Source organism: Bradyrhizobium sp. Mp19, from assembly GCF_029952935.1.
Lineage (GTDB): Bacteria > Pseudomonadota > Alphaproteobacteria > Rhizobiales > Xanthobacteraceae > Bradyrhizobium > Bradyrhizobium elkanii.
Genome location: NZ_JASAUT010000017.1, coordinates 120,253 through 139,465 on the forward strand (window position 1 = coordinate 120,253; position 19,213 = coordinate 139,465).

Annotated in this window: 17 protein-coding genes; 11 read left to right on the forward strand and 6 right to left on the reverse strand. The window is 64.8% G+C overall.

Annotated elements, in window-relative coordinates; translation table 11 throughout:
• Window positions 1-548 precede the first annotated feature (548 nt).
• The 7 genes from topA to QJT82_RS20255 all read left to right on the forward strand — a co-directional run bounded on the left by topA (window position 549) and on the right by QJT82_RS20255 (window position 9,361).
• Complete coding sequence (gene topA / locus QJT82_RS20225) at window positions 549-3,320, forward strand: type I DNA topoisomerase (RefSeq protein ID WP_028341022.1); 2,772 nt, start codon at window positions 549-551, stop codon at window positions 3,318-3,320.
• Window positions 3,321-5,681, forward strand: coding sequence for a ribonuclease R (gene rnr / locus QJT82_RS20230; RefSeq protein ID WP_028341023.1), 2,361 nt, complete (start codon window positions 3,321-3,323; stop codon window positions 5,679-5,681). It begins immediately after the preceding gene.
• A complete protein-coding gene (locus QJT82_RS20235) occupies window positions 5,672-6,109 on the forward strand; it encodes a DUF983 domain-containing protein (RefSeq protein ID WP_028341024.1) in 438 nt (145 codons plus the stop codon). Before rnr ends, QJT82_RS20235 begins: the two co-directional genes overlap by 10 nt.
• A 36-nt stretch (window positions 6,110-6,145) precedes the next feature.
• Window positions 6,146-6,895: an NUDIX domain-containing protein gene (locus tag QJT82_RS20240; protein WP_028341025.1), complete on the forward strand. Its 750-nt coding sequence runs from the start codon at window positions 6,146-6,148 to the stop codon at window positions 6,893-6,895.
• A gap of 204 nt (window positions 6,896-7,099) precedes the next feature.
• On the forward strand, window positions 7,100-8,425 hold the full coding sequence (locus QJT82_RS20245) for an LLM class flavin-dependent oxidoreductase (protein WP_028341026.1): 1,326 nt from the start codon (window positions 7,100-7,102) through the stop codon (window positions 8,423-8,425).
• A gap of 128 nt (window positions 8,426-8,553) precedes the next feature.
• Window positions 8,554-8,721 (forward strand): 50S ribosomal protein L33, encoded by a 168-nt coding sequence (rpmG, locus tag QJT82_RS20250; RefSeq protein ID WP_018271988.1) that lies wholly within the window; start codon window positions 8,554-8,556, stop codon window positions 8,719-8,721.
• Between the two features lie 109 nt (window positions 8,722-8,830).
• Window positions 8,831-9,361 carry a hypothetical protein gene (locus QJT82_RS20255; RefSeq protein WP_028341027.1) on the forward strand — a complete coding sequence of 177 codons (531 nt, stop codon included), beginning with the start codon at window positions 8,831-8,833 and terminating at the stop codon, window positions 9,359-9,361.
• Here the strand turns inward: QJT82_RS20255 and QJT82_RS20260 are convergent.
• The 3 genes from QJT82_RS20260 to QJT82_RS20270 form a co-directional block, all read right to left on the reverse strand.
• Window positions 9,358-9,486: a hypothetical protein gene (locus QJT82_RS20260; RefSeq protein WP_256527872.1), complete on the reverse strand. Its 129-nt coding sequence runs from the start codon at window positions 9,484-9,486 to the stop codon at window positions 9,358-9,360. The genes QJT82_RS20255 and QJT82_RS20260 overlap by 4 nt on opposite strands.
• 72 nt (window positions 9,487-9,558) lie before the next feature.
• The gene (locus QJT82_RS20265; protein WP_028341028.1) at window positions 9,559-10,956 is read right to left on the reverse strand and encodes an ammonium transporter; all 1,398 of its coding nucleotides are present in this window, start codon (window positions 10,954-10,956) and stop codon (window positions 9,559-9,561) included.
• Between the two features lie 432 nt (window positions 10,957-11,388).
• Window positions 11,389-12,621, reverse strand: a complete 1,233-nt coding sequence (locus QJT82_RS20270) for an MFS transporter (RefSeq protein ID WP_028341029.1) — start codon at window positions 12,619-12,621, stop codon at window positions 11,389-11,391.
• Between the two features lie 133 nt (window positions 12,622-12,754).
• On the opposite strand from QJT82_RS20270, the gene QJT82_RS20275 reads away from it, so the two are divergent.
• The gene (locus QJT82_RS20275) at window positions 12,755-13,357 is read left to right on the forward strand and encodes a TetR/AcrR family transcriptional regulator (protein WP_028341030.1); all 603 of its coding nucleotides are present in this window, start codon (window positions 12,755-12,757) and stop codon (window positions 13,355-13,357) included.
• 148 nt (window positions 13,358-13,505) lie between these two features.
• On the forward strand, window positions 13,506-14,711 hold the full coding sequence (locus QJT82_RS20280) for a serine hydrolase domain-containing protein (protein ID WP_028341031.1): 1,206 nt from the start codon (window positions 13,506-13,508) through the stop codon (window positions 14,709-14,711).
• A gap of 139 nt (window positions 14,712-14,850) precedes the next feature.
• On the opposite strand, the gene QJT82_RS20285 is transcribed toward QJT82_RS20280, so the two are convergent.
• Entirely contained in the window at window positions 14,851-16,224 is a 1,374-nt protein-coding gene (locus tag QJT82_RS20285) for a PleD family two-component system response regulator (protein ID WP_028341032.1), read from the reverse strand.
• A gap of 15 nt (window positions 16,225-16,239) precedes the next feature.
• The gene (locus tag QJT82_RS20290) at window positions 16,240-16,605 is read right to left on the reverse strand and encodes a response regulator (protein WP_028341033.1); all 366 of its coding nucleotides are present in this window, start codon (window positions 16,603-16,605) and stop codon (window positions 16,240-16,242) included.
• Between the two features lie 228 nt (window positions 16,606-16,833).
• Here QJT82_RS20290 and QJT82_RS20295 point away from each other — a divergent pair, with 228 nt between their 5' ends.
• Together QJT82_RS20295 and QJT82_RS20300 are read left to right on the forward strand one after the other, a co-directional pair.
• Window positions 16,834-17,133 carry a DUF3572 domain-containing protein gene (locus QJT82_RS20295; RefSeq protein WP_028336391.1) on the forward strand — a complete coding sequence of 100 codons (300 nt, stop codon included), beginning with the start codon at window positions 16,834-16,836 and terminating at the stop codon, window positions 17,131-17,133.
• The gene (locus tag QJT82_RS20300; RefSeq protein ID WP_051447886.1) at window positions 17,112-18,428 is read left to right on the forward strand and encodes a DNA polymerase IV; all 1,317 of its coding nucleotides are present in this window, start codon (window positions 17,112-17,114) and stop codon (window positions 18,426-18,428) included. The genes QJT82_RS20295 and QJT82_RS20300 overlap by 22 nt, the downstream gene beginning before the upstream one ends.
• Window positions 18,429-18,591: 163 nt before the next feature.
• Here QJT82_RS20300 and QJT82_RS20305 read toward each other — a convergent pair whose 3' ends face one another.
• Window positions 18,592-18,993 carry a RidA family protein gene (locus tag QJT82_RS20305; protein WP_028341035.1) on the reverse strand — a complete coding sequence of 134 codons (402 nt, stop codon included), beginning with the start codon at window positions 18,991-18,993 and terminating at the stop codon, window positions 18,592-18,594.
• Window positions 18,994-19,213: the final 220 nt, after the last annotated feature.

Consider the following 19,213-nt stretch of genomic DNA (forward strand, 5'->3'; position numbering starts at 1 on the left):
GCACCCGGCTTTCCCTGCGCCCTCTGATCAAGGGAGGGCGGAACGAAGAGCAAAGCTCGGGCGATCACGTCGCGAGAATGCGGAAGTTTGCCTCACTGACCGTGCCACCTATTCGGTGTCGTCCCTGCGAAAGCAGGGACCCATAACCACCGACGTTGATCGTTGCGCGATGTTGGAACGACGAGTCGCTTCAACAACATCCGCTGCGGCGTATGGGTCCCTGCTTTCGCAGGGACGACACCGGTAGATGCGGCGATCCAGTACGCCGCGGCCTCTCGGCTCAAGCACCACCGCTTTCGGCAGCCCCTGTGCTGCTCAAAAGGCCTAGTCCGATTCCCACCCTATATATAAAGAGATACGCCCTTTCCGGCCGCAACTCTAGGACGCATTTTGCAACCCTTGGGATAGAGACTCCACAGCTTGGCAACGCCCTTCAATATCTGGCGATTTGACAGGGACCGCCCCAGCACCCATGTTCGCCCCGACACGGCGGGCCGCGAGTCTAGCGGAATCCGCCTTCAAGTTTTCCCGTAAGCTATTGGAATGACATGAATATCGTCATTGTGGAGTCGCCGGCCAAGGCCAAGACGATCAACAAATATCTGGGGTCCTCCTACGAGGTCCTGGCGTCGTTCGGCCATGTTCGCGACCTCCCGGCCAAGAATGGTTCCGTCGATCCCGACGCCAATTTCCAGATGATCTGGGAGGTCGATGCCAAGGCCGCGAGCCGGCTCAACGACATCGCCAAGGCGCTCAAGGGGGCCGACCGCCTGATCCTCGCAACCGACCCTGATCGCGAGGGCGAGGCAATCTCCTGGCACGTGCTGGAGGTGATGAAGGAGAAGCGCGCGCTGAAGGACCAGAAGGTCGAGCGCGTGGTGTTCAACGCCATCACCAAGCAGGCCGTCTCCGAGGCGATGAAGGCGCCGCGCCAGATCGATGGCGCGCTGGTCGACGCCTATATGGCGCGTCGCGCGCTGGACTATCTGGTCGGCTTCACCCTCTCCCCCGTGCTGTGGCGCAAGCTGCCCGGCGCCCGCTCCGCCGGCCGCGTGCAGTCGGTCGCGCTGCGGCTGGTCTGCGACCGCGAGCTCGAGATCGAGAAGTTCGTGCCGAAGGAGTACTGGTCGCTGGTCGCGACCTTGCTGACGCCGCGCGGCGAAGCCTTCGAGGCGCGGCTGGTCGGCGCCGACGGCAAGAAGATCGCACGGCTCGACATCGGCTCCGGCGCGGAAGCCGAGGATTTCAAGAAGGCGATCGAGGCCGCGCTGTTCAAGGTCGCGACCGTCGAGGCCAAGCCGGCGCGGCGCAATCCGCAGGCGCCCTTCACCACTTCGACCCTGCAGCAGGAAGCGAGCCGCAAGCTCGGCTTCGCGCCGGCGCACACCATGCGCATCGCGCAGCGGCTCTATGAGGGCATCGACATCGGCGGCGAGACCACCGGCCTCATCACCTATATGCGAACCGACGGCGTGCAGATCGCGCCCGAAGCGATCACGCAGGCGCGCAAGGTGATCGGCGAGGACTATGGCAACGCCTACGTGCCGGACGCCCCGCGCCAGTACCAGGCCAAGGCCAAGAACGCGCAGGAAGCCCACGAAGCGATCCGCCCGACCGATCTGTCGCGTCGCCCGGCCACCATCGGCCGAAGGCTCGATGCCGATCAGGCGCGGCTCTATGAATTGATCTGGAAGCGCACCATTGCGAGCCAGATGGAGTCGGCCGAGCTCGAGCGCACCACCGTCGACATCGAGGCCAAGGCCGGCTCCCGCGTGCTGGACCTGCGCGCCTCCGGCCAGGTCATCAAGTTCGACGGCTTCCTCGCGCTCTATCAGGAAAGCCGCGACGACGAGGAGGACGAGGATTCGCGCCGCCTGCCCGCGATGAGCGAGGGCGAGGCCGTGAAGCGCCAGAGCCTCGCCGTCACCCAGCACTTCACCGAGCCGCCGCCGCGCTTCTCGGAAGCCTCGCTGGTGAAGCGGATGGAAGAGCTCGGCATCGGCCGCCCCTCGACCTACGCCTCGATCCTGCAGGTCCTGAAGGACCGCGGCTATGTCAAGCTCGAGAAGAAGCGGCTGCACGGCGAGGACAAGGGCCGCGTCGTGGTTGCGTTCCTGGAGAACTTCTTCTCGCGCTATGTCGAATACGACTTCACCGCCGATCTCGAGGAGCAGCTCGATCGCATCTCCAACAATGAGATCGCCTGGCAGCAAGTGCTGCAGGACTTCTGGCGCGGCTTCATCGGCGCGGTCAACGACATCAAGGACCTCCGGGTCGCCGAGGTGCTCGACGCGCTCGACGAGATGCTCGGCCCGCACATCTATCCGCCGCGCGCCGATGGCGGCGACGTCAGGCAGTGCCCGACCTGCGGCACCGGCCGGCTTAACCTCAAGGCCGGCAAGTTCGGCGCCTTCGTCGGCTGCTCGAACTATCCGGAATGCCGCTACACAAGGCCGCTCGCGGCCGACAGCGCCGAAAGCGCCGACCGCGTGCTCGGCACCGATCCCGACACCGGCTTCGACGTCACGGTGAAGGCCGGCCGCTTCGGCCCCTACATCCAGCTCGGCGAGCAGAAGGATTACGCCGAAGGCGAGAAGCCGAAGCGCGCGGGCATTCCAAAAGGCACCTCGCCGGCGGACGTCGATCTCGAACTGGCGCTGAAGCTGTTGTCGCTGCCGCGCGAGATCGGCAAGCATCCGGAAACCGGGCAGCCGATCACGGCCGGCCTCGGCCGGTTCGGGCCGTTCGTCAAGCACGAGAAGACCTATGCCAGCCTCGAGGCCGGCGACGAGGTGTTCGACATCGGGTTGAACCGCGCGGTCACGCTGATCGCGGAGAAGATTGCCAAGGGCCCGAGCGGTCGCCGCTTCGGCGCCGACCCCGGCAAGCCGCTTGGCGATCACCCGACGCTCGGCGCGGTCGCGCTGAAGAACGGCCGCTACGGTGCCTATGTCGCCGCCGGCGGCGTCAACGCGACCATCCCGAGCGACCGCACGCCCGACCAGATCACGCTCGCGGAAGCGATCGCGCTGATCGACGAGCGCGCGGCCAAGGGCGGCGGCAAGAAGGCCAAGAAGGCGAAGGCGGAAAAGCCCGCCAAGGCGAAGAAAGCCAAGTCCGAGGCGACCGAGACTGACGGCGACGCCGAGGCCAAGCCCGTCAAGAAGGCTGCGTCGAAGAAGGCCGCGGCGAAGCCGAAGACGGATGCGACCAGCAAGGCGCGCGCGCCGGTCGCCTCCGGTGCCAAGACGTCGCCTGCAAAATCATCGGCACCAGCGAAAGCGCCCGCGAAGAAGAGCGCCGGCAAGGCACGAGGATAAGTGAAACGAAAACCCGACCATGGCTTTCCGGGCCGGGACGCCATCGTCGCCTTCATCCGCGCCAATCCAGGCAAGCTCGGCACCCGCGAGATCGCGCGCGAGTTCGGCCTGAAGAACGCCGACCGCGTCGAGCTGAAGCGGATCCTCCGCGAACTCGCCGACGACGGCACGATCGCCAAGCGCGGCCGCAAGATTCACGAGCCGGCGGCGCTGCCGCCGACCCTGCTGGCCGACATCACCGGCCGCGACAGCGACGGCGAGCTGATCGCCACGCCCGCCGAGTGGGACTCGGACGAGAACGGCACCGCCCCGAAAATCCGCATCGAGACGCCGCGGCGGCCGAAGCCCGGCACCATCGCCGGCGTCGGCGACCGCGCGCTGCTGCGCGTCGAAGTCACGGACGAGCAAGACGGCACGCCCTATCGCGGCCGCGTCATCAAGGTGATCGATCACGGGCGCACCCGGATCCTCGGCATCTTCCGCCGCAATCCCGATGGCGGCGGGCGCCTGATCCCGGTCGACAAGAAGCAGGCCGGCCGCGAGCTCAACATCGCCAAGGCCGACAGCGGCGGCGCCGAGGACGGCGATCTCATCAGCGTCGACCTGATCCGCACCCGCGGCTATGGGCTGGCCTCCGCCCGCGTCAAGGAGCGGCTCGGCTCGATTGCCAGTGAAAAGGCGATCAGCCTGATCGCGATCAACACCCACGACATCCCGCAGGTGTTCTCGTCCTCTGCGCTGCGCGAAGCGGAAGAGGCAAAACCCGCGACCTTGCAGGGCCGTGAGGACTGGCGTGACGTGCCGCTCGTCACCATCGATCCGCCGGATGCCAAGGATCACGACGACGCGGTGCATGCGGAAGTCGATCATGATCCGAACAACAAGGGCGGCTTCATCGTCCATGTCGCGATCGCCGACGTCGCCTACTATGTGCGGGCCGGCTCGGCGCTCGACCGCGACGCCTTGCAGCGCGGCAACTCGGTGTATTTCCCTGATCGCGTCGTGCCGATGCTGCCCGAGCGCATCTCCAACGATCTCTGCTCGCTGGTGCCAGGCGAGCCGCGCGGCGCGCTGGCGGTGCGGATGGTGATCGGCGCCGACGGCCGCAAGCGCTCGCATAGCTTCCACCGCGTGCTGATGCGTTCGGCCGCAAAGCTCCATTACGCACAGGCGCAGGCCGCGATCGACGGCAGGCCCGATGACACGACGGGCCCTATCCTCGATCCGATCCTCAAACCGCTGTGGTCGGCCTATGAGCTCGTCAAGCTTGCACGCAACGAGCGTGATCCGCTCGATCTCGATCTGCCCGAGCGCAAGATCCTGCTGAAGGCCGACGGCACCGTCGATCGCGTGATCGTGCCGCAGCGGCTCGACGCGCACCGGCTGATCGAGGAGTTCATGATCCTCGCCAACGTCGCCGCGGCCGAGATGCTCGAGAAGAAGGCGCTGCCGCTGATCTACCGCGTGCACGACGAGCCGAGCCAGGAGAAGGTGCACAACCTGCAGGAATTCTTGAAGACGCTCGACCTGCCCTTCACCAAGCAGGGCGCGCTGCGTCCCACGCAATTCAACCGCGTGCTGGCGCAGGTTGCCGGCGAGGACTACGAACCGCTGGTCAACGAGGTGGTGCTGCGTTCGCAGGCGCAGGCCGAATACTCCGCCGAGAACTACGGCCATTTCGGCTTGAACCTGCGCCGCTACGCGCACTTCACCTCGCCGATCCGTCGCTATGCCGATCTGATCGTGCATCGCGCGCTGATCCGCGCGCTCGGGCTTGGCGAAGGCGCCTTGCCGACGGATGAAACCGTGGAGACGCTCGCCGAGATCGCCGCGCAGATCTCCGTCACCGAGCGCCGCGCGATGAAGGCGGAGCGCGAGACCACCGACCGGCTGATCGCGCATTTCCTTGCCGATAAGGTCGGCGCCTCGTTCCAGGGCCGCATTTCCGGCGTGACGCGATCCGGCCTGTTCGTGAAGCTGGACGACACCGGCGCCGACGGCCTGATCCCGATCCGCACCATCGGCAGCGAGTATTTCAACTACGACGAAACCCGCCACGCGCTGATCGGCACGCGCAGCGGCACCATGTATCGGCTCGGCGACGTCGTCGATGTGCGGCTGGTCGAGGCCGCGCCGATCGCCGGCGCGCTGCGGTTTGAGTTATTATCCGATGGTCAGGCAATTCCGCGCGGCAGAAAACGCGACGGCGTAAGGGCCGAGCGCCGTGCCGCCGGATTTGGCAAGGGACCGAAAGGATCTGGCAAGAAGGCGCACAAGGAGCGGAAATCGCGCAACAAGAAGGATCGCAAGCCGGCGCAGCAGAAGTCCGGCAAATCGAAGCGAGGCAAGTCATGGAAGTGACACCGCCGACGGTGGTCTGGACTCGCGAAGCGGCCGAGCCCGAGAAGCGCGACGTGTGGAGCGCGATGAAGCGCGGGTTCCGCTGCCGCTGTCCGCGCTGCGGAAATGGCAGACTGTTCCGCAAGTTTCTCAAATGCGACGGCCATTGCCCGGTCTGCGACCTCGACTTCACGCCGCATCGCGCCGACGATCTGCCTGCCTATCTCGTCATCGTTATCGTCGGCCATATCGTGGTACCGATGGCGCTGTGGATCGAGACCAATTATTCGCCGCCGGTGTGGCTGCAACTTGCGATCTATCTGCCGTTTACGCTGTTCGCATCGCTGGCACTGTTGCAGCCGGTGAAGGGAGCCGTGATCGGCTTGCAATGGGCCCTGCGCATGCATGGCTTTGATGAGAATCCCCCTAGCGACATCCCGCCGGTCTAGCTAAACCGGGCCGCAAGAAGAAATGAAAGGGATGAAATGACTGAAGCTGCCGCACCTGCCGCTGTCGTCCACCAGGGCGAAAAAGAAGCCGATCATCATGCGTATTTCCGGCCGAAGGATGCGGCGACGCTGATCCTGATCGATCGCTCCGGCGCCAAGCCGAAGGTGCTGGTCGGCAAGCGCCACGACAAGGTGGTGTTCATGCCCGGCAAGTTCGTTTTCCCCGGCGGCCGCGTCGACAAGGCCGACAACCGCGTGCCGGTCGCAGCGCCGATCACGCCGGAGCTCGAAGCCAATCTGTTGAAGGGCAGCCCGAAGATCACGCCCGGCCGCGCACGTGCGCTAGCCAACGCCGCGATCCGCGAGGCCTGCGAAGAGACCGGACTCTGCCTCGGCCGCAAGGTCGAGAAGCGGCACAAGCTCGACGGGCCCTGGGCGGCGTTCGCCGATGCAGGTCTGTTGCCCGATCCGTCCGGCCTGTTCCTGATCGCGCGCGCGATCACCCCGCCCGGCCGCGTCCGCCGCTTCGACACGCGCTTCTTCACCGCCGACGCCTCGACCATCGCGCATCGTGTCGAGGGCGTGGTGCATGCCGATGCCGAACTGGTTGAGCTGGTCTGGGTCGAGATCGGCTCCGAGCCGCTCGCCGACGCGCATGCCATGACCAAGAACGTGCTCGCCGAGCTCGACCGCCGTCTCGCTACCGGCCCGCTCCGCCACGACGCGCCGGTGCCGTTCTTCCATTTCTACGGCGGCAAGATGCAGAAGGACGTGCTGGGGGCGTAAGATGATCCTCGTCATTCCGGGGCGATGCGCAGCATCGAACCGGGAATCCCGAGATTGCGGCGCGAGATTCCGGGTTCATCGCTGTGCGATGCCCGGAATGACAATGTCGAGAGAGCGGCCAAAAACAAAATAATCTTCCCGATGGCGCGCCGCGAGAGGCCTCCCTATCTGTTCCGCTAACGACATCAAGCACGGAACGGGGCAATGGCGAAGCGTCAACTCAAGCTCGGCGCGTTCATGCGGCCGATCAGCATCCACACCGGCGCCTGGCGCTATCCCGGGGCTTGGCCCGACGCCAATTTCAACTTCGACCACATCAAGACGCTGATCAGGAAGCTCGAGGCCGGCAAGTTCGACGCCTTCTTCATGGCCGACCATCTGGCCGTGCTGAACATGCCGATCAATGCGCTGAAGCGCAGCCACACCGTGACCTCGTTCGAGCCGTTCACGCTGCTCTCGGCGCTCGCCGCCGTCACCGAGAATATCGGCCTGATCGCGACCGGCTCGACCACCTTCGACGAACCCTATCACGTCGCGCGGCGCTTCGCCTCGCTCGACCACATCTCGGGCGGCCGCGCCGGCTGGAATATCGTCACCACGTCCAATCCGGACGCGGCGCTGAATTTCGGCCTCGACGATCACATGGAGCACGCCGAGCGCTACAGGCGCGCCCGCGAGTTCTACGACGTCGTCACCGGCCTGTGGGATTCCTTCGCCGACGATGCGTTCGTGCGCGACGTCGAGTCAGGCCTGTTCGTCGATCCCGTCAAGATGCATGTGCTCAATCACAAGGGCCAATATCTCTCGGTGCGCGGCCCGCTGAACATCGCCCGCCCGGTGCAGGGCTGGCCTGTCATCGTGCAGGCCGGAGCCTCCGATGACGGCAGGCAGCTGGCGGCCGAGACGGCGGAAGCCGTGTTCACCGGCGGCGGCAGCCTGGCCGACGGACAGAAGCTCTATGCCGACATCAAGGGCCGCATGGAGAAGATCGGCCGCGATCCCGAGCATCTGAAGATCCTGCCCGGTGCCTTCGTCGTGGTCGGCGACAGCGTCGAGGAAGCCAAAGAGAAGCGCGCGCTGCTCGACAGCCGCGTGCATTACGATAGCGCGATCGCCTCGCTGTCGGTGATCCTCGGCACCGATGCGTCCGGCTTCGATCCCGACGGACAGTTGCCGCCGATCCCCGAAACCAATGCAAGCAAGAGCGGCCGGCAGCGCCTCGTCGATGTCGCGGCGCGCGACAAGCTCACCGTGCGCCAGCTCGCGCAGCGCGTCGGCGGCTATGGCGGGCTCGCCTTCGTCGGCACGCCGCAGACCATCGCCGACCAGATGGAGGAATGGCTGACCGGCCGCGGCAGCGACGGCTTCAACATCATGTTCCCCTATCTGCCGCAGGGCCTGTTCGAGTTCGTCGACAAGGTGGTGCCGGAACTGCAAAGGCGCGGGATTTTCCGCACTCAGTACGAAGGTCGGACCCTGCGCGAGAATTTGGGCCTGCCGCGGCCGAAAAATCAGTTCTTCGAGGGGTAATAGGCCCGGAATCGGGGTGATCTTGGCTCAGAAATCCTTGACTTTGGGCGGTTTCTGGCTAGTTTCCCGGCCAAACGCGGGCCGATTTGGCCGGCTCCCGAATTCCCCCGATTTTCGAGGTTTTGCACATGGCCAAGGCGGTCACCATCAAGGTCAAGCTCGTGTCGACGGCCGACACCGGCTTCTATTACGTTGCCAAGAAGAATTCGCGCACCATGACCGACAAGCTGGTCAAGAAGAAGTACGACCCGGTCGCGCGCAAGCACGTCGAGTTCAAGGAAGCCAAGATCAAGTAAGATCGGCTGCTTCCGACGTTTCAAACGGGGCCCTCGCGGCCCCGTTTTTGCTTTCTAGGCTTGCGTCATCCCTTATGATTCCCGGACCAGTCCCGGGCGCAGGGCTCAGATGATCGCAACCTTGGACGAGGGAAACGTCGGCGGCTACTCGGTCGCTTACGGCCGCGAGGACATCTACTTTCCGGTCTATGTCACGGCAGCCCTCGCCGCGATCTTTCTGACCGCGACCTGGATCACGGGCGCGATCTATTGGCTGGCGCCGGCGGCGGCAGCGGGCGGCTTCACCTATTACAACATCCCCCTGCTGGAGGCCGGTCGTCCGACGATCGGGGCCAACCAGTACGGCATCTTCATCCAGGCCTTCGGGCTGATCCGCTGGCGCGCTATCACGCGCATCGACCTCGTCGAGATCGCCGAGCGCGCGATGACCGTTCACGAATTGCAGATCGCACTCAGCGGGCCGCTCGGCAGCGCGCTGGTGGCCGATTGGCGCAAGCGGCCGGCCTACCGGCTGCTGATGCGCCTGCCGTGGCGCATGGACCATCGTGGCGTGGTCCGCGTCAATCTGGAGCCATTCGACCGGACGCCCGACGAGATCCACCGGACGTTCCTCAGGATGTGGCGCTACTATCGGAGCTAACCTTTGAACGCCTCATCGCGCAGATGCGCGTCCGCGATCTCTGCATCCGGATTGTGTGTGATCGTCATGAACCAAATGAGGCTGAAGAACAGCGACCACGCTGTGTTCCAATAGAACCAGTTCATCGGATCACCCCGAACAGCTTAGATCCGCGCCAGCCGGCGAAGATCGCCGGCTGCGCGGAATGCCGCCAAAGTCTACTGCACGACCTCGCCGTGCAGTGCCAGATCCAACCCTTCGCGCTCGATGTCCCGCGTCACGCGAAGCCCGACGAAGAGATTGATCACGAACAGGATGATCAGGCTCACCACGGCATCATACACGAAAACCGTCGCGACGCCGATGCATTGATTGAGGAACTGCCCGGGATTTCCTTCCAGAACGCCTGCCGTTCCACCATACTGCTCGACCGCGAACACCCCGGTCAGCAGCGCCCCGACGATGCCGCCAAGGGCATGGACACCGAAGCAGTCCAGCGCATCGTCGTAGCTGAACATGCGCTTCAAGCCGGTGCATCCCCAGTAGCAGCAGACGCCGGCGGCGATGCCGATCGCGAAAGCGCCGACCGGCCCGACGAAACCGGAGGCCGGCGTGATCGCGACGAGGCCCGCCACGGCACCCGAACAGATTCCGACGACGGTCGGCTTGCCCTTCAACGCCCATTCCACCAGCATCCAGGTGAAGCCCGCCACCGCCGTGGCGATCTGGGTCACCAGCATGGCCATGCCCGCCTGCATTCCGGCCGTGACAGCGGAGCCGGCGTTGAACCCGAACCAGCCGACCCACAGCAGCGAGGCGCCAATGAAGGTCAGCACCATATTGTGCGCCGGCCCCGTCTCGACGCGCTTGCCTAGCATGATGGCGCACATCAGGCCGGCCACGCCGGCATTGATGTGCACAACGGTGCCGCCGGCGAAATCGAGAACTTTGACATACGCAGCGTCGTTACCCGCCGAGAAGATCCCGTCAGGGCCCCAGACCCAGTGCGCGATCGGCGCATAGACGAAGATCGCCCACAGCCCGATGAACCAGAGCATCGCGGAGAACTTCATCCGCTCGGCAAACGCGCCGGCAATCAGCGCCGGCGTGATGATGGCGAACGTCATCTGGAAGCAGATGTAAACGGACTCAGGAATGGTCGCGGCGAGTGGATTGGGATTGCCGATGCCCCCCTTGCCGATGTCGCTCAGGATGTCCTTGAGGAACATGCGATCCAGGCCGCCGATGAACGGCGTGCCGGCACGAAACGCCAGGCTGTAGGTGAGGACGGCAAACAGGATCGTGACCAGGCAGGTGACGGCGAAGCTGGTCATCACGGTGTCGCCGACATTCTTCTTGCGCACCATGCCGCCATAGAACAGACCGAGCCCCGGGACCGTCATCATCAGGACGAGCGCGACGGACGTGAGCATCCAGGCGGTGTCACCGGAATTCGGCGTGCACTTCTCGAGGATCTTGCCGCCGCAAGCCAGCGGTGCCGCCGCATCCTCAGCGAGCGCGAGCTCGCTGAACAGCAGGCAAAGAACGGCCACCCCCAGCAGGGCAACCACGATTCTCACGAGCTTCCGGCGCGTGTATGTCGCAGACTCCATCATCGACCTCCCATCACAAGAAATGCTGGCGTTCGGAATGGGCGCGGCGCGTCCGGAGCGTGAGCGCCGAAGTCGTCGCGACATTGAGCCGGACGTGAGGCACAAGGGCCCCCTGCTCGGCGGCGCGGCGAAGGCCGCGGTGCGCGGATGGCTGGAGATTGACGGCGACTAGCCTCATCGCGGCCAGCCCTTCCCATGGGTCCCCAGGCCGGAAACCTCAGCGTCGGCTTCCGGCACGATTTTAGCCAAATTCAATCAAGATTCGTGCCACCGCCGCGTGCGGAGTAACAGTTTGAAGATGTTGTGATTTCAAACCGCGCAGGGAGCGTCTCGGCGCTCCATTGCACGTTCTCGCAGCAAGCGATCGATGGAAAAATAGGCAGAAACCGGCGACTGCCCTCGCATGGGGCAGTCGCCGGTTGCCCGGATTGGAAACTAGGCGGCCTTCAGCAGCGGCGGTTGCGCCGGGCGGATCAGCGCGAAGGCGAGCTGGATGATGCCGCCGGCAAGGCCCAGCGCGACGCCGATGCGCCAGGCCATGGTGTAGGAGCCGAGCGAGTCATAGATCAGCCCTCCTCCGTAAGCGCCGAGGAAGCTGCCGACCTGGTGGCTCATGAAGGCAAGGCCCTGGATCATCGCCTGCCAGCGCAGCCCGAACATCTCGGCCACCGCGCCCGCGACCAGCGGACCGACGCCCATCCAGAGGAAGCCCATGATGGCGCCGAACAGCAACGTCGAGCCCGGCGTTGCCGGCAGCATGAAGTACCAGGCGAGCGCCAGCGAGCGCAGGATGTAGATCGCGCCGAGCAGCGCCAGCTTGTTCCAACGCTGGCCGGCCCAGCCGAAGAACAGCGAGCCCAGCACGTTGAAGCCGCCGATCATGCCGAGCGTCTGCGCGCTCAGCATCGGATCGAGCCCGCAGATCGCGAGATACGACGGCAGATGCGTGGTGAGGAAGACGAGCTGCATGCCGCAGACCATGTAGGCACAGGTCATCACCACGAAGGCTGCGTTGCTGAACGCGGTCTTCGCCGCGGTCGCCGCAGTGGCGTTGCCGATATCGTCGGCCGCGGGCTTCGGCAGCGGGATCTTGTCGACGCGGCCGGCGTACAACGCAGCCGGAATCATGAAGACCGAGAGGATCACGAAGCCGGCAAGCCCGACGCGCCAGCCGAAACCTTCATTGAGCATCTGGCCGATCGGCGCCGACAGCAGCGCGCCGAGCGAGCCCGCGGCGGAGACCATGCCGAGCACGGTCGAGCGTACCGTCTCCGGCACCGCGCGCGCCGAGACCGACATTGCGATCGCATTCGCGGTGCAGGCGAGCGAAAGGCCGATCAGGACACCGGCGCCGATCATGATGGCAACGAGCCCATGCGCCGTCGTCATCAGCACGAGGCCCGCGATGTAGGCGAGCGCGCCGACCACCATGATCGGGCGAAAGCCGTAACGCACCGTCATCGCGCCGGCGACCGGCTGCAGAAAACCCCAGGCGAGGTTCTGCACCGCGAGCGCCAGCGTGAAGTGGGATATCGAGATGCCGATGTCGTGCGTGAGCGGCTGCATGAAGATGCCGAGGCTCTGCCGCAGCCCCATGCTCAGCGTGAGCATGATGGAGGCGCCGATCAGGATGGGAAGCGTGGGACGCAGGACCTGCAACAGGGGCATTGTTCTTGTTCTCCCATAACGGCACGGCACGCGTGCCATGGCCTGCGATTGATGCATGTTTTGGTTACACAGACCTGTGTACTTAGGCTATACAGGGGGCCGACTGTCAAGCGAAGAGGATCACGGCTGGCGCATGGCTTCCCCGCCTCCCAAACAGACCATGAAAGAGCGGATCCTCGAGACCGCCGACAGACTGTTCTACCTGCAAGGCATTCGCGCCATCGGCGTCGACACCATCGCGGCCGAGATCGGCATCAGCAAGCGCACGCTCTACAACCACTTCCCGTCGAAGGACGCGCTGATCGAGGCCTATCTGCAGCGCCGCTTCGTGCAGCCCCGCTCCTCCGACAAGCCGCCGGCCGAGCAGATCCTTGCAACGTTCGATTCGCTGGAGCGACGGTTCTCGGCGAAGGATTTTCGCGGCTGCCCGTTCGTGAATGCGGTGGCCGAGCTCGGGCCGGAGGACGAGGACCGCACCTTCAGGAACATCGCAATCGCCTTCAAGGAAAGCCGCCGGCTCTGGTTTCGAGATCTGCTGCGTCAGCTCGGCGTCGCCGACGCCGAGAGACTTGCGACCCAGCTCACGCTCCTGGTCGATGGATCGATCGCGCAGGATCTGGTGCGCGACGATCCGGCGATGGCGCGCGCGGCCAGGGAAGCCGCCCGCGTGTTGCTGGCAAATGCAGGCGTCAAGGTCGGCAGCCCCGCCCCCGCGGGTAAGAAACGCGCCGGATAAATCCGGTTGCGTGCGGAAGTCAGGTTTGGTTGGTTGCGCCGACCGCAGGCGACAGCATTCCCGACTGGATATTCCGTCCGGCGAGATTGACAGCGACCGCGCAAAGACCTGCTACACAGAAGATCTGCGGCACAACAGGGGAACGACCATGGAAGATCTGAAGGTGACGGCCACCGGCTATGATTTCGCGCCGGCGCGCGCCGCCATGCAGCGCTATATCGACAACGATCTCCTGTCCGGCATCTCCTGGACGGTTCTGGTCGGGCGCGACATCGCTGACACGGGCTGCGTCGGATGGGCCGACAAGGAAGCGCAGATTCCGCTGCGCACCGATCACATCTTCCGCGTCTTCTCCAACACCAAGCTGATCACCTCCTGCGCGGCGCTGCTGCTGGTCGAGGAAGGCCGCTTGCGGCTCGACGATCCGATCGAGACCTTCATCCCGCAGCTCAGAAACCGGAAGGTGCTGCGGCCGGGTGCGACGTCGATCGACGACACCGAGCCGGCGCAGCGGTCGATCAGCATTCGCCACCTGCTGAGCCACTCGGCCGGCCTCAGCTACGGCCTGTTCGATCCGGGCACCCCGATCTTCAAGGCCTACAACGAGCGCAAGATCCTCAATCCGATGACGACGCTCGCCGACATGGTCGACGGTCTGTCCGATCTGCCACTGGTGTTCCATCCCGGCTCGTCATGGGAATATTCCGTTGCCATCGACGTGGTCGCACGGCTGGTCGAGGTCGTGAGCGGCCAGCCGTTCGACAAGTTCATCAAGGCGCGTATCCTCGATCCGCTCGGCATGGTCGACACCGGCTTCTATGTTCCGGAGAAGGACCACAACCGGCTCGTCGCCTATTACGCCGGCGCCGATCTAATGGATCCGATGAAGCCCGGACTGACGCGCACCGACAACGCGCCCTATCCCGGCGCCTATCTGCGCCCGGTGCCGCGCTTCAATGGCGGCGGCGGTCTCGTCTCGACACTGCATGACATGGTCGCGCTGATCCGCAGCCTCTTGCCCGGCGGGCCGACGCTGCTGAAGCCGGAGACGATCGCGCAGGCGATGACGAACCAGCTCACACCCGGCCAATGGATCCGCTTTGCGATGATGGGCGAGCAGCCCGGCAAGACCTACGGTCTCGCCGGCGGATTGATCCTCAACCCCTCCCCGATCGATCATCCCGACGCCGCCGGCGAGCTCTATTGGGGCGGCGTCGCAGGCACGCAGTGGTGGATTTCGCCCAAAACGGGCATCGCCGGCGTCATGATGGCGCAGCGCCAGATGGCGTTCGTCCATCCGTTCTCGTTCGAGTTCAAGCGGATGGCCTATGACGCGGTGAAGCACGGCCGCTAAGGGCACTTCGTAGCCCGGATGGAGCCAACGGGTCGCGCGAACGCGCGCCCGATGACAGGCTCCGCGAAATCCGGGAAGCTCGTGCAAGCGGCGCGACACCCCGGATTGCGCTTCGCTGCATCCGGGCTACGAGATCGCGCTACGCGGCGGCCGAGACCACGCGGTTGCGGCCGTCGTGCTTGGCGCGATAGAGCGCGGTGTCGGCGCGCTTGAGCACATCAGTGACCAGCTCGCCCTTGCGCTCCAGCGTGGTGAGACCGATCGAGATCGTGACGGTGATCCGCTTGCCGCCCTTGTCGACGGTGAAGGGCTCGCCCGCGATTGAGCGGCGCAGCCGCTCTGCGACCATGCCGGCGACATGCAGGTCGGTCTCGGGCATCACGATGACGAACTCCTCGCCGCCATAGCGGCAGGCGAGATCGATGCCGCGGATCGACTTACGGATACGGACGGCGAATTCGCGCAGCACGTCGTCGCCGGCATCGTGGCCGTAGGTGTCGTTGATCGCCTTGAAGTAGTCGATGTCGAGGATCATCAGCGCCAGCGGCTTGCCGCGGATCGAGGCCTGCTCCGCCAGCGTCGCGAGGTGGCTTTCCATGTAGCGCCGGTTATTGAGACCGGTCAGCGCATCCGTGATCGCCATCTCGATCGAGTTCTGCACATTGTCGCGCAGATGATCGGTGTAGCGGCGGCGGCGGATCTGGGTACGCGCCCGGGCCAGGAGTTCGTTCTTGTCGACCGGACGCAGCAGATAGTCGTTGACGCCGATCTCGAGCCCGCGCATCAGCCGCGTGTTGTTGTCGGCATCCGAGATGGCGAGGATCGGGACCTGGCGCGTGCGCTCCAGCGAGCGGGCCTGGCTGCACAGCCGCAGGCCGTCGTAATTGTCGAGGCTGAGCGACACGATCAGCAAGTCGTAATTGCCCTCGGCGGCATGGAACAAGGCTTCCGACGGATTGATCTCGACGTCGACGGTGTGTTCGGCAGAGAGGATCGGCGCCAGCTTCTCGTAGGACGACGGCCGGTCGTCGACCAGAAGGATGCGGCCGCCGGTGCCCTTGTCGGCGATCGCGCTGCGCTCGGGCGCCTGCATGCCGATCTCGAGCGAGGTGATGGCGCGCATGCGCAGTTCATCGGTCATCATCTTCAGCCGCGTCAGCGAGCGCACGCGCGCGATCAGCACGACGTCGGACACCGGCTTGGTCAGGAAGTCATCGGCGCCGGCTTCAAGGCCGCGCACGCGATCGGCCGGGCTGTCGAGCGCGGTGACGATGACGACGGGAATGAAATGGGTCGCCGGATTCGACTTCAGCCGGCGGCAGACCTCGAAGCCGTCCATATCAGGCATCATGACATCGAGCAGGATGATGTCGCATTCGGCGCGTGCGCAGATTTCCAGTGCCTCGCTCCCGTTGGAAGCGGTCAGCACATCGAAATATTCGGCTGACAGACGGGCTTCCAACAACTTGACGTTCGCCGGAACGTCATCGACCACGAGGATACGCGCAGACATTGCACCACAACTCCCCTATCCGATAAAGCGTCGGACAGTCTCAATAAATTTGCCGACCGAGATCGGCTTGGACAAATAGGCTTCGCAGCCGCCCTCGCGGATGCGTTCTTCGTCGCCCTTCATGGCGAAGGCGGTGACCGCGACCACCGGAATCGTGCGCAGATTGGGATCGTCCTTGATCCAGCGCGTGACCTCGAGACCGGAAACCTGGGGTAGCTGGATGTCCATCAGGATCAGGTCGGGGCGCAGCTTGCGGACAAGATCAAGCGCTTCGAAGCCATTGCTGGTGCCCGAAGTCTGATAGCCGTGCGCTTCCAACAGATCGCGAAAGAGCTTCATGTTGAGCTCATTGTCCTCCACGATCAGGACGGTTTTGGCCATCCCGTCCCTCCCAAACCCAGGAGACGGGCCCGGCTGCGGTACCTCACGCACCGCGCTCGGGGCGCGTCGAAAATGTGAATTCAAACTAGCGCCAGAATCGCTCTAACCCGTTAACCCGAAGTCCAACTTCCGCAGCGTGGTTTCCGTTGCTTGAACACATGCGGAAGACTCGGGCATGATGGGCTTCTCAATAGAGACCATAAGTTAACGGAAAGGCAAACCGGCGCGTTGAAAAAGCCTGTTCACAACCCCCGGGAAGTTGCTGAAATCGTTGCGATTCAGGCGCTCGGCTTCATTGCCGGCGATCCCGAGCGGCTGGGCCTGTTCCTGGCCGAAACTGGAATCGGTCCAGAGACGCTGCGGAACGCCGCGTCCGATCCTCAATTTCTTGCGAGCGTGCTCGATTTCGTGATGCGCGACGACGCCACCGTGACGGCGTTTGCCAAGGCCTCGGAACTGCACCCGACCAACATCGCTGCCGCCCGTCAGGCACTGGGCGACCCGAAATGGGAGCGCGACGTGCCGTGACGACGGCAGCGGCAGCTTCCGACGGCCCCCTCAGTTTCTGCCGAGACTGCCTCGGCGATCTCGATATCAAGGTGAAGCGGTGCGGCCATTGCGGCTCGCCGCGGCTGGTGCGTCATCGCGCTCTGCCCGCGCTGGCGCTAGCGCATATCGACTGCGACGCGTTCTATGCCACCGTCGAGAAGCGCGACAATCCTGATATCGCCGATCGCCCGGTCATCATCGGCGGCGGCAAGCGCGGCGTGGTGTCGGCCGCCTGCTACATCGCCCGCACCTACGGCGTCCGCTCGGCGATGCCGATGTTCAAGGCGCTGGAACTCTGCCCCGACGCGACCGTGATCCCGCCGGACATGGCGAAGTATGTCCGGGTCGGACGCGAGGTGCGGCAGGCAATGCAGGCGCTGACGCCGCTGGTCGAGCCGCTGTCGATCGACGAAGCCTTCCTCGATCTCGCCGGCACGCAGCGCGTCCACGGCATGATCGCGGCCAAGGTGCTCGCCAAATTTGCCCGCGATGTCGAGCGCGACATCGGCATCACGGTGTCGGTCGGGCTGTCCTGCAACAAGTTCCTCGCCAAGATCGCTTCCGACCTCGACAAGCCGAGGGGCTTCGCTGCGCTCGACCAGGACGAGGCGCGCGAGATGCTGGCGAGCAAGCCGGTCGGGTTCATCTACGGTGTCGGCCCTGCGACCCAGGAGAAGCTGGTGCAGCGCGGTTTCCGCATCATCGCCGACCTGCAGCGCGCCGACGAAAACGAACTGATGAAGCAGTTCGCGAGCGAAGGCCGCCGGCTGTGGCGGCTGGCGCGCGGCATCGACGACCGGAGCGTGGTGGCCGACCGCGGCGCCAAGACGATCTCGAGCGAGACCACCTTCGAGACCGATATCCGCGACTTCGCAACGCTGGAGAAACTGCTCTGGAAACTGTCCGAGAAAGTCTCGGCGCGGCTGAAGACCAGCGAGCTCTCGGGCTGCACCATCACGCTGAAGCTGAAGACCGCGGACTTCCGCCAGCGCACCCGCTCGCAATCGATCCAGACCCCGACCCAGCTTGCCGCCAAGATCTTTGCGGTCTCGCGCGAGATGCTCGCGAAGGAGATCGACGGCACCGCCTTCCGCCTGATGGGCACCGGCGTCAGCGCGCTGCGCCCGGGCGCACAGGCCAATGATTCCGACATGCTCGACCGCCGCTCGGCGCACGCCGAACGCGCGATGGACAATCTGCGCAAGAAGTTCGGCAATGCCGCCGTGATCAGGGGCATTGCCTATGAGGGGCCGCTGAAAAACGCGGAGGAGTAATTCATCGTTGACGTCATCCCCGCGCAAAGGCCTCGCCTTTGTCGCTGGAGGTGCGAGCGGAGCGAGCCTCGAAGGATGACCGGAAAGACTCGGGCCGTCGCCCTTCGTGACGCGCGCGATGCGCGCTCCTCAGGGTGACGGTACTCAGCGTCACGATGCCCCCTCAATCAGCAACCGCCACCGCCTCGATCTCGATCAACCATTCCGGCGCCGCGAGCGCGGTGACGCCGACCAGCGTAGAGGCCGGCGGCTCCATGCCCTCAAAGAACGCCGAGCGTGCCTTGCCGATGATGGGACGGAGCTCCGGCTTGTAGCCGACGACGAAGGTCGTGATCTTGACGATATTGGAATAGCTGGCCCCGGCGGCCTTCAGCGCCATGCCGAGGTTCTGCATCACCTGCGTCGTCTGCGCGGCGAGATCGCCGGCGCCGACCACGCGGCCCTCCTCGTCGACCGAGACCTGTCCCGAAATGTAGATCGTGCGCGCGCCGGAGACGACGACGACGTGGGAGTAAGCCGGATTGTGATGCAGGCCGCTGGGGCGAAGATGGTTGAGCTCGCTCATGATGTGCCTCCCTGACACGCGTGTTTGTTGGGAAGCCTACTCGTGTCGGACGGTTCCGGCCAGAGCGGTGTCGCGGGTTGCGCTTGCTCTGCTGTCGTCCCGGCGAAAGCCGGGATCCATAACCACCGAAGGTGATTGTTGTGCGACGCTGGGGCCACAGCCTGCTCTCAACAACGCAACCCTGTGGTTATGGGTCCCTGTGTCTTGGAAGTCTGTCAGG

Coding starts and splice junctions, on each gene's coding strand:
- topA (WP_028341022.1), top strand. CDS start 549: ATGAATATCGTCATTGTGGAGTCGCCGGCCAAGGCCAAGACGATCAAC.
- QJT82_RS20235 (WP_028341024.1), top strand. CDS start 5,672: ATGGAAGTGACACCGCCGACGGTGGTCTGGACTCGCGAAGCGGCCGAG.
- QJT82_RS20240 (WP_028341025.1), top strand. CDS start 6,146: ATGACTGAAGCTGCCGCACCTGCCGCTGTCGTCCACCAGGGCGAAAAA.
- QJT82_RS20245 (WP_028341026.1), top strand. CDS start 7,100: ATGGCGAAGCGTCAACTCAAGCTCGGCGCGTTCATGCGGCCGATCAGC.
- rpmG (WP_018271988.1), top strand. CDS start 8,554: ATGGCCAAGGCGGTCACCATCAAGGTCAAGCTCGTGTCGACGGCCGAC.
- QJT82_RS20255 (WP_028341027.1), top strand. CDS start 8,831: ATGATCGCAACCTTGGACGAGGGAAACGTCGGCGGCTACTCGGTCGCT.
- QJT82_RS20260 (WP_256527872.1), bottom strand. CDS start 9,486: ATGAACTGGTTCTATTGGAACACAGCGTGGTCGCTGTTCTTCAGCCTC.
- QJT82_RS20265 (WP_028341028.1), bottom strand. CDS start 10,956: ATGATGGAGTCTGCGACATACACGCGCCGGAAGCTCGTGAGAATCGTG.
- QJT82_RS20270 (WP_028341029.1), bottom strand. CDS start 12,621: ATGCCCCTGTTGCAGGTCCTGCGTCCCACGCTTCCCATCCTGATCGGC.
- QJT82_RS20275 (WP_028341030.1), top strand. CDS start 12,755: ATGGCTTCCCCGCCTCCCAAACAGACCATGAAAGAGCGGATCCTCGAG.
- QJT82_RS20280 (WP_028341031.1), top strand. CDS start 13,506: ATGGAAGATCTGAAGGTGACGGCCACCGGCTATGATTTCGCGCCGGCG.
- QJT82_RS20285 (WP_028341032.1), bottom strand. CDS start 16,224: ATGTCTGCGCGTATCCTCGTGGTCGATGACGTTCCGGCGAACGTCAAG.
- QJT82_RS20290 (WP_028341033.1), bottom strand. CDS start 16,605: ATGGCCAAAACCGTCCTGATCGTGGAGGACAATGAGCTCAACATGAAG.
- QJT82_RS20300 (WP_051447886.1), top strand. CDS start 17,112: ATGGGAGCGCGACGTGCCGTGACGACGGCAGCGGCAGCTTCCGACGGC.
- QJT82_RS20305 (WP_028341035.1), bottom strand. CDS start 18,993: ATGAGCGAGCTCAACCATCTTCGCCCCAGCGGCCTGCATCACAATCCG.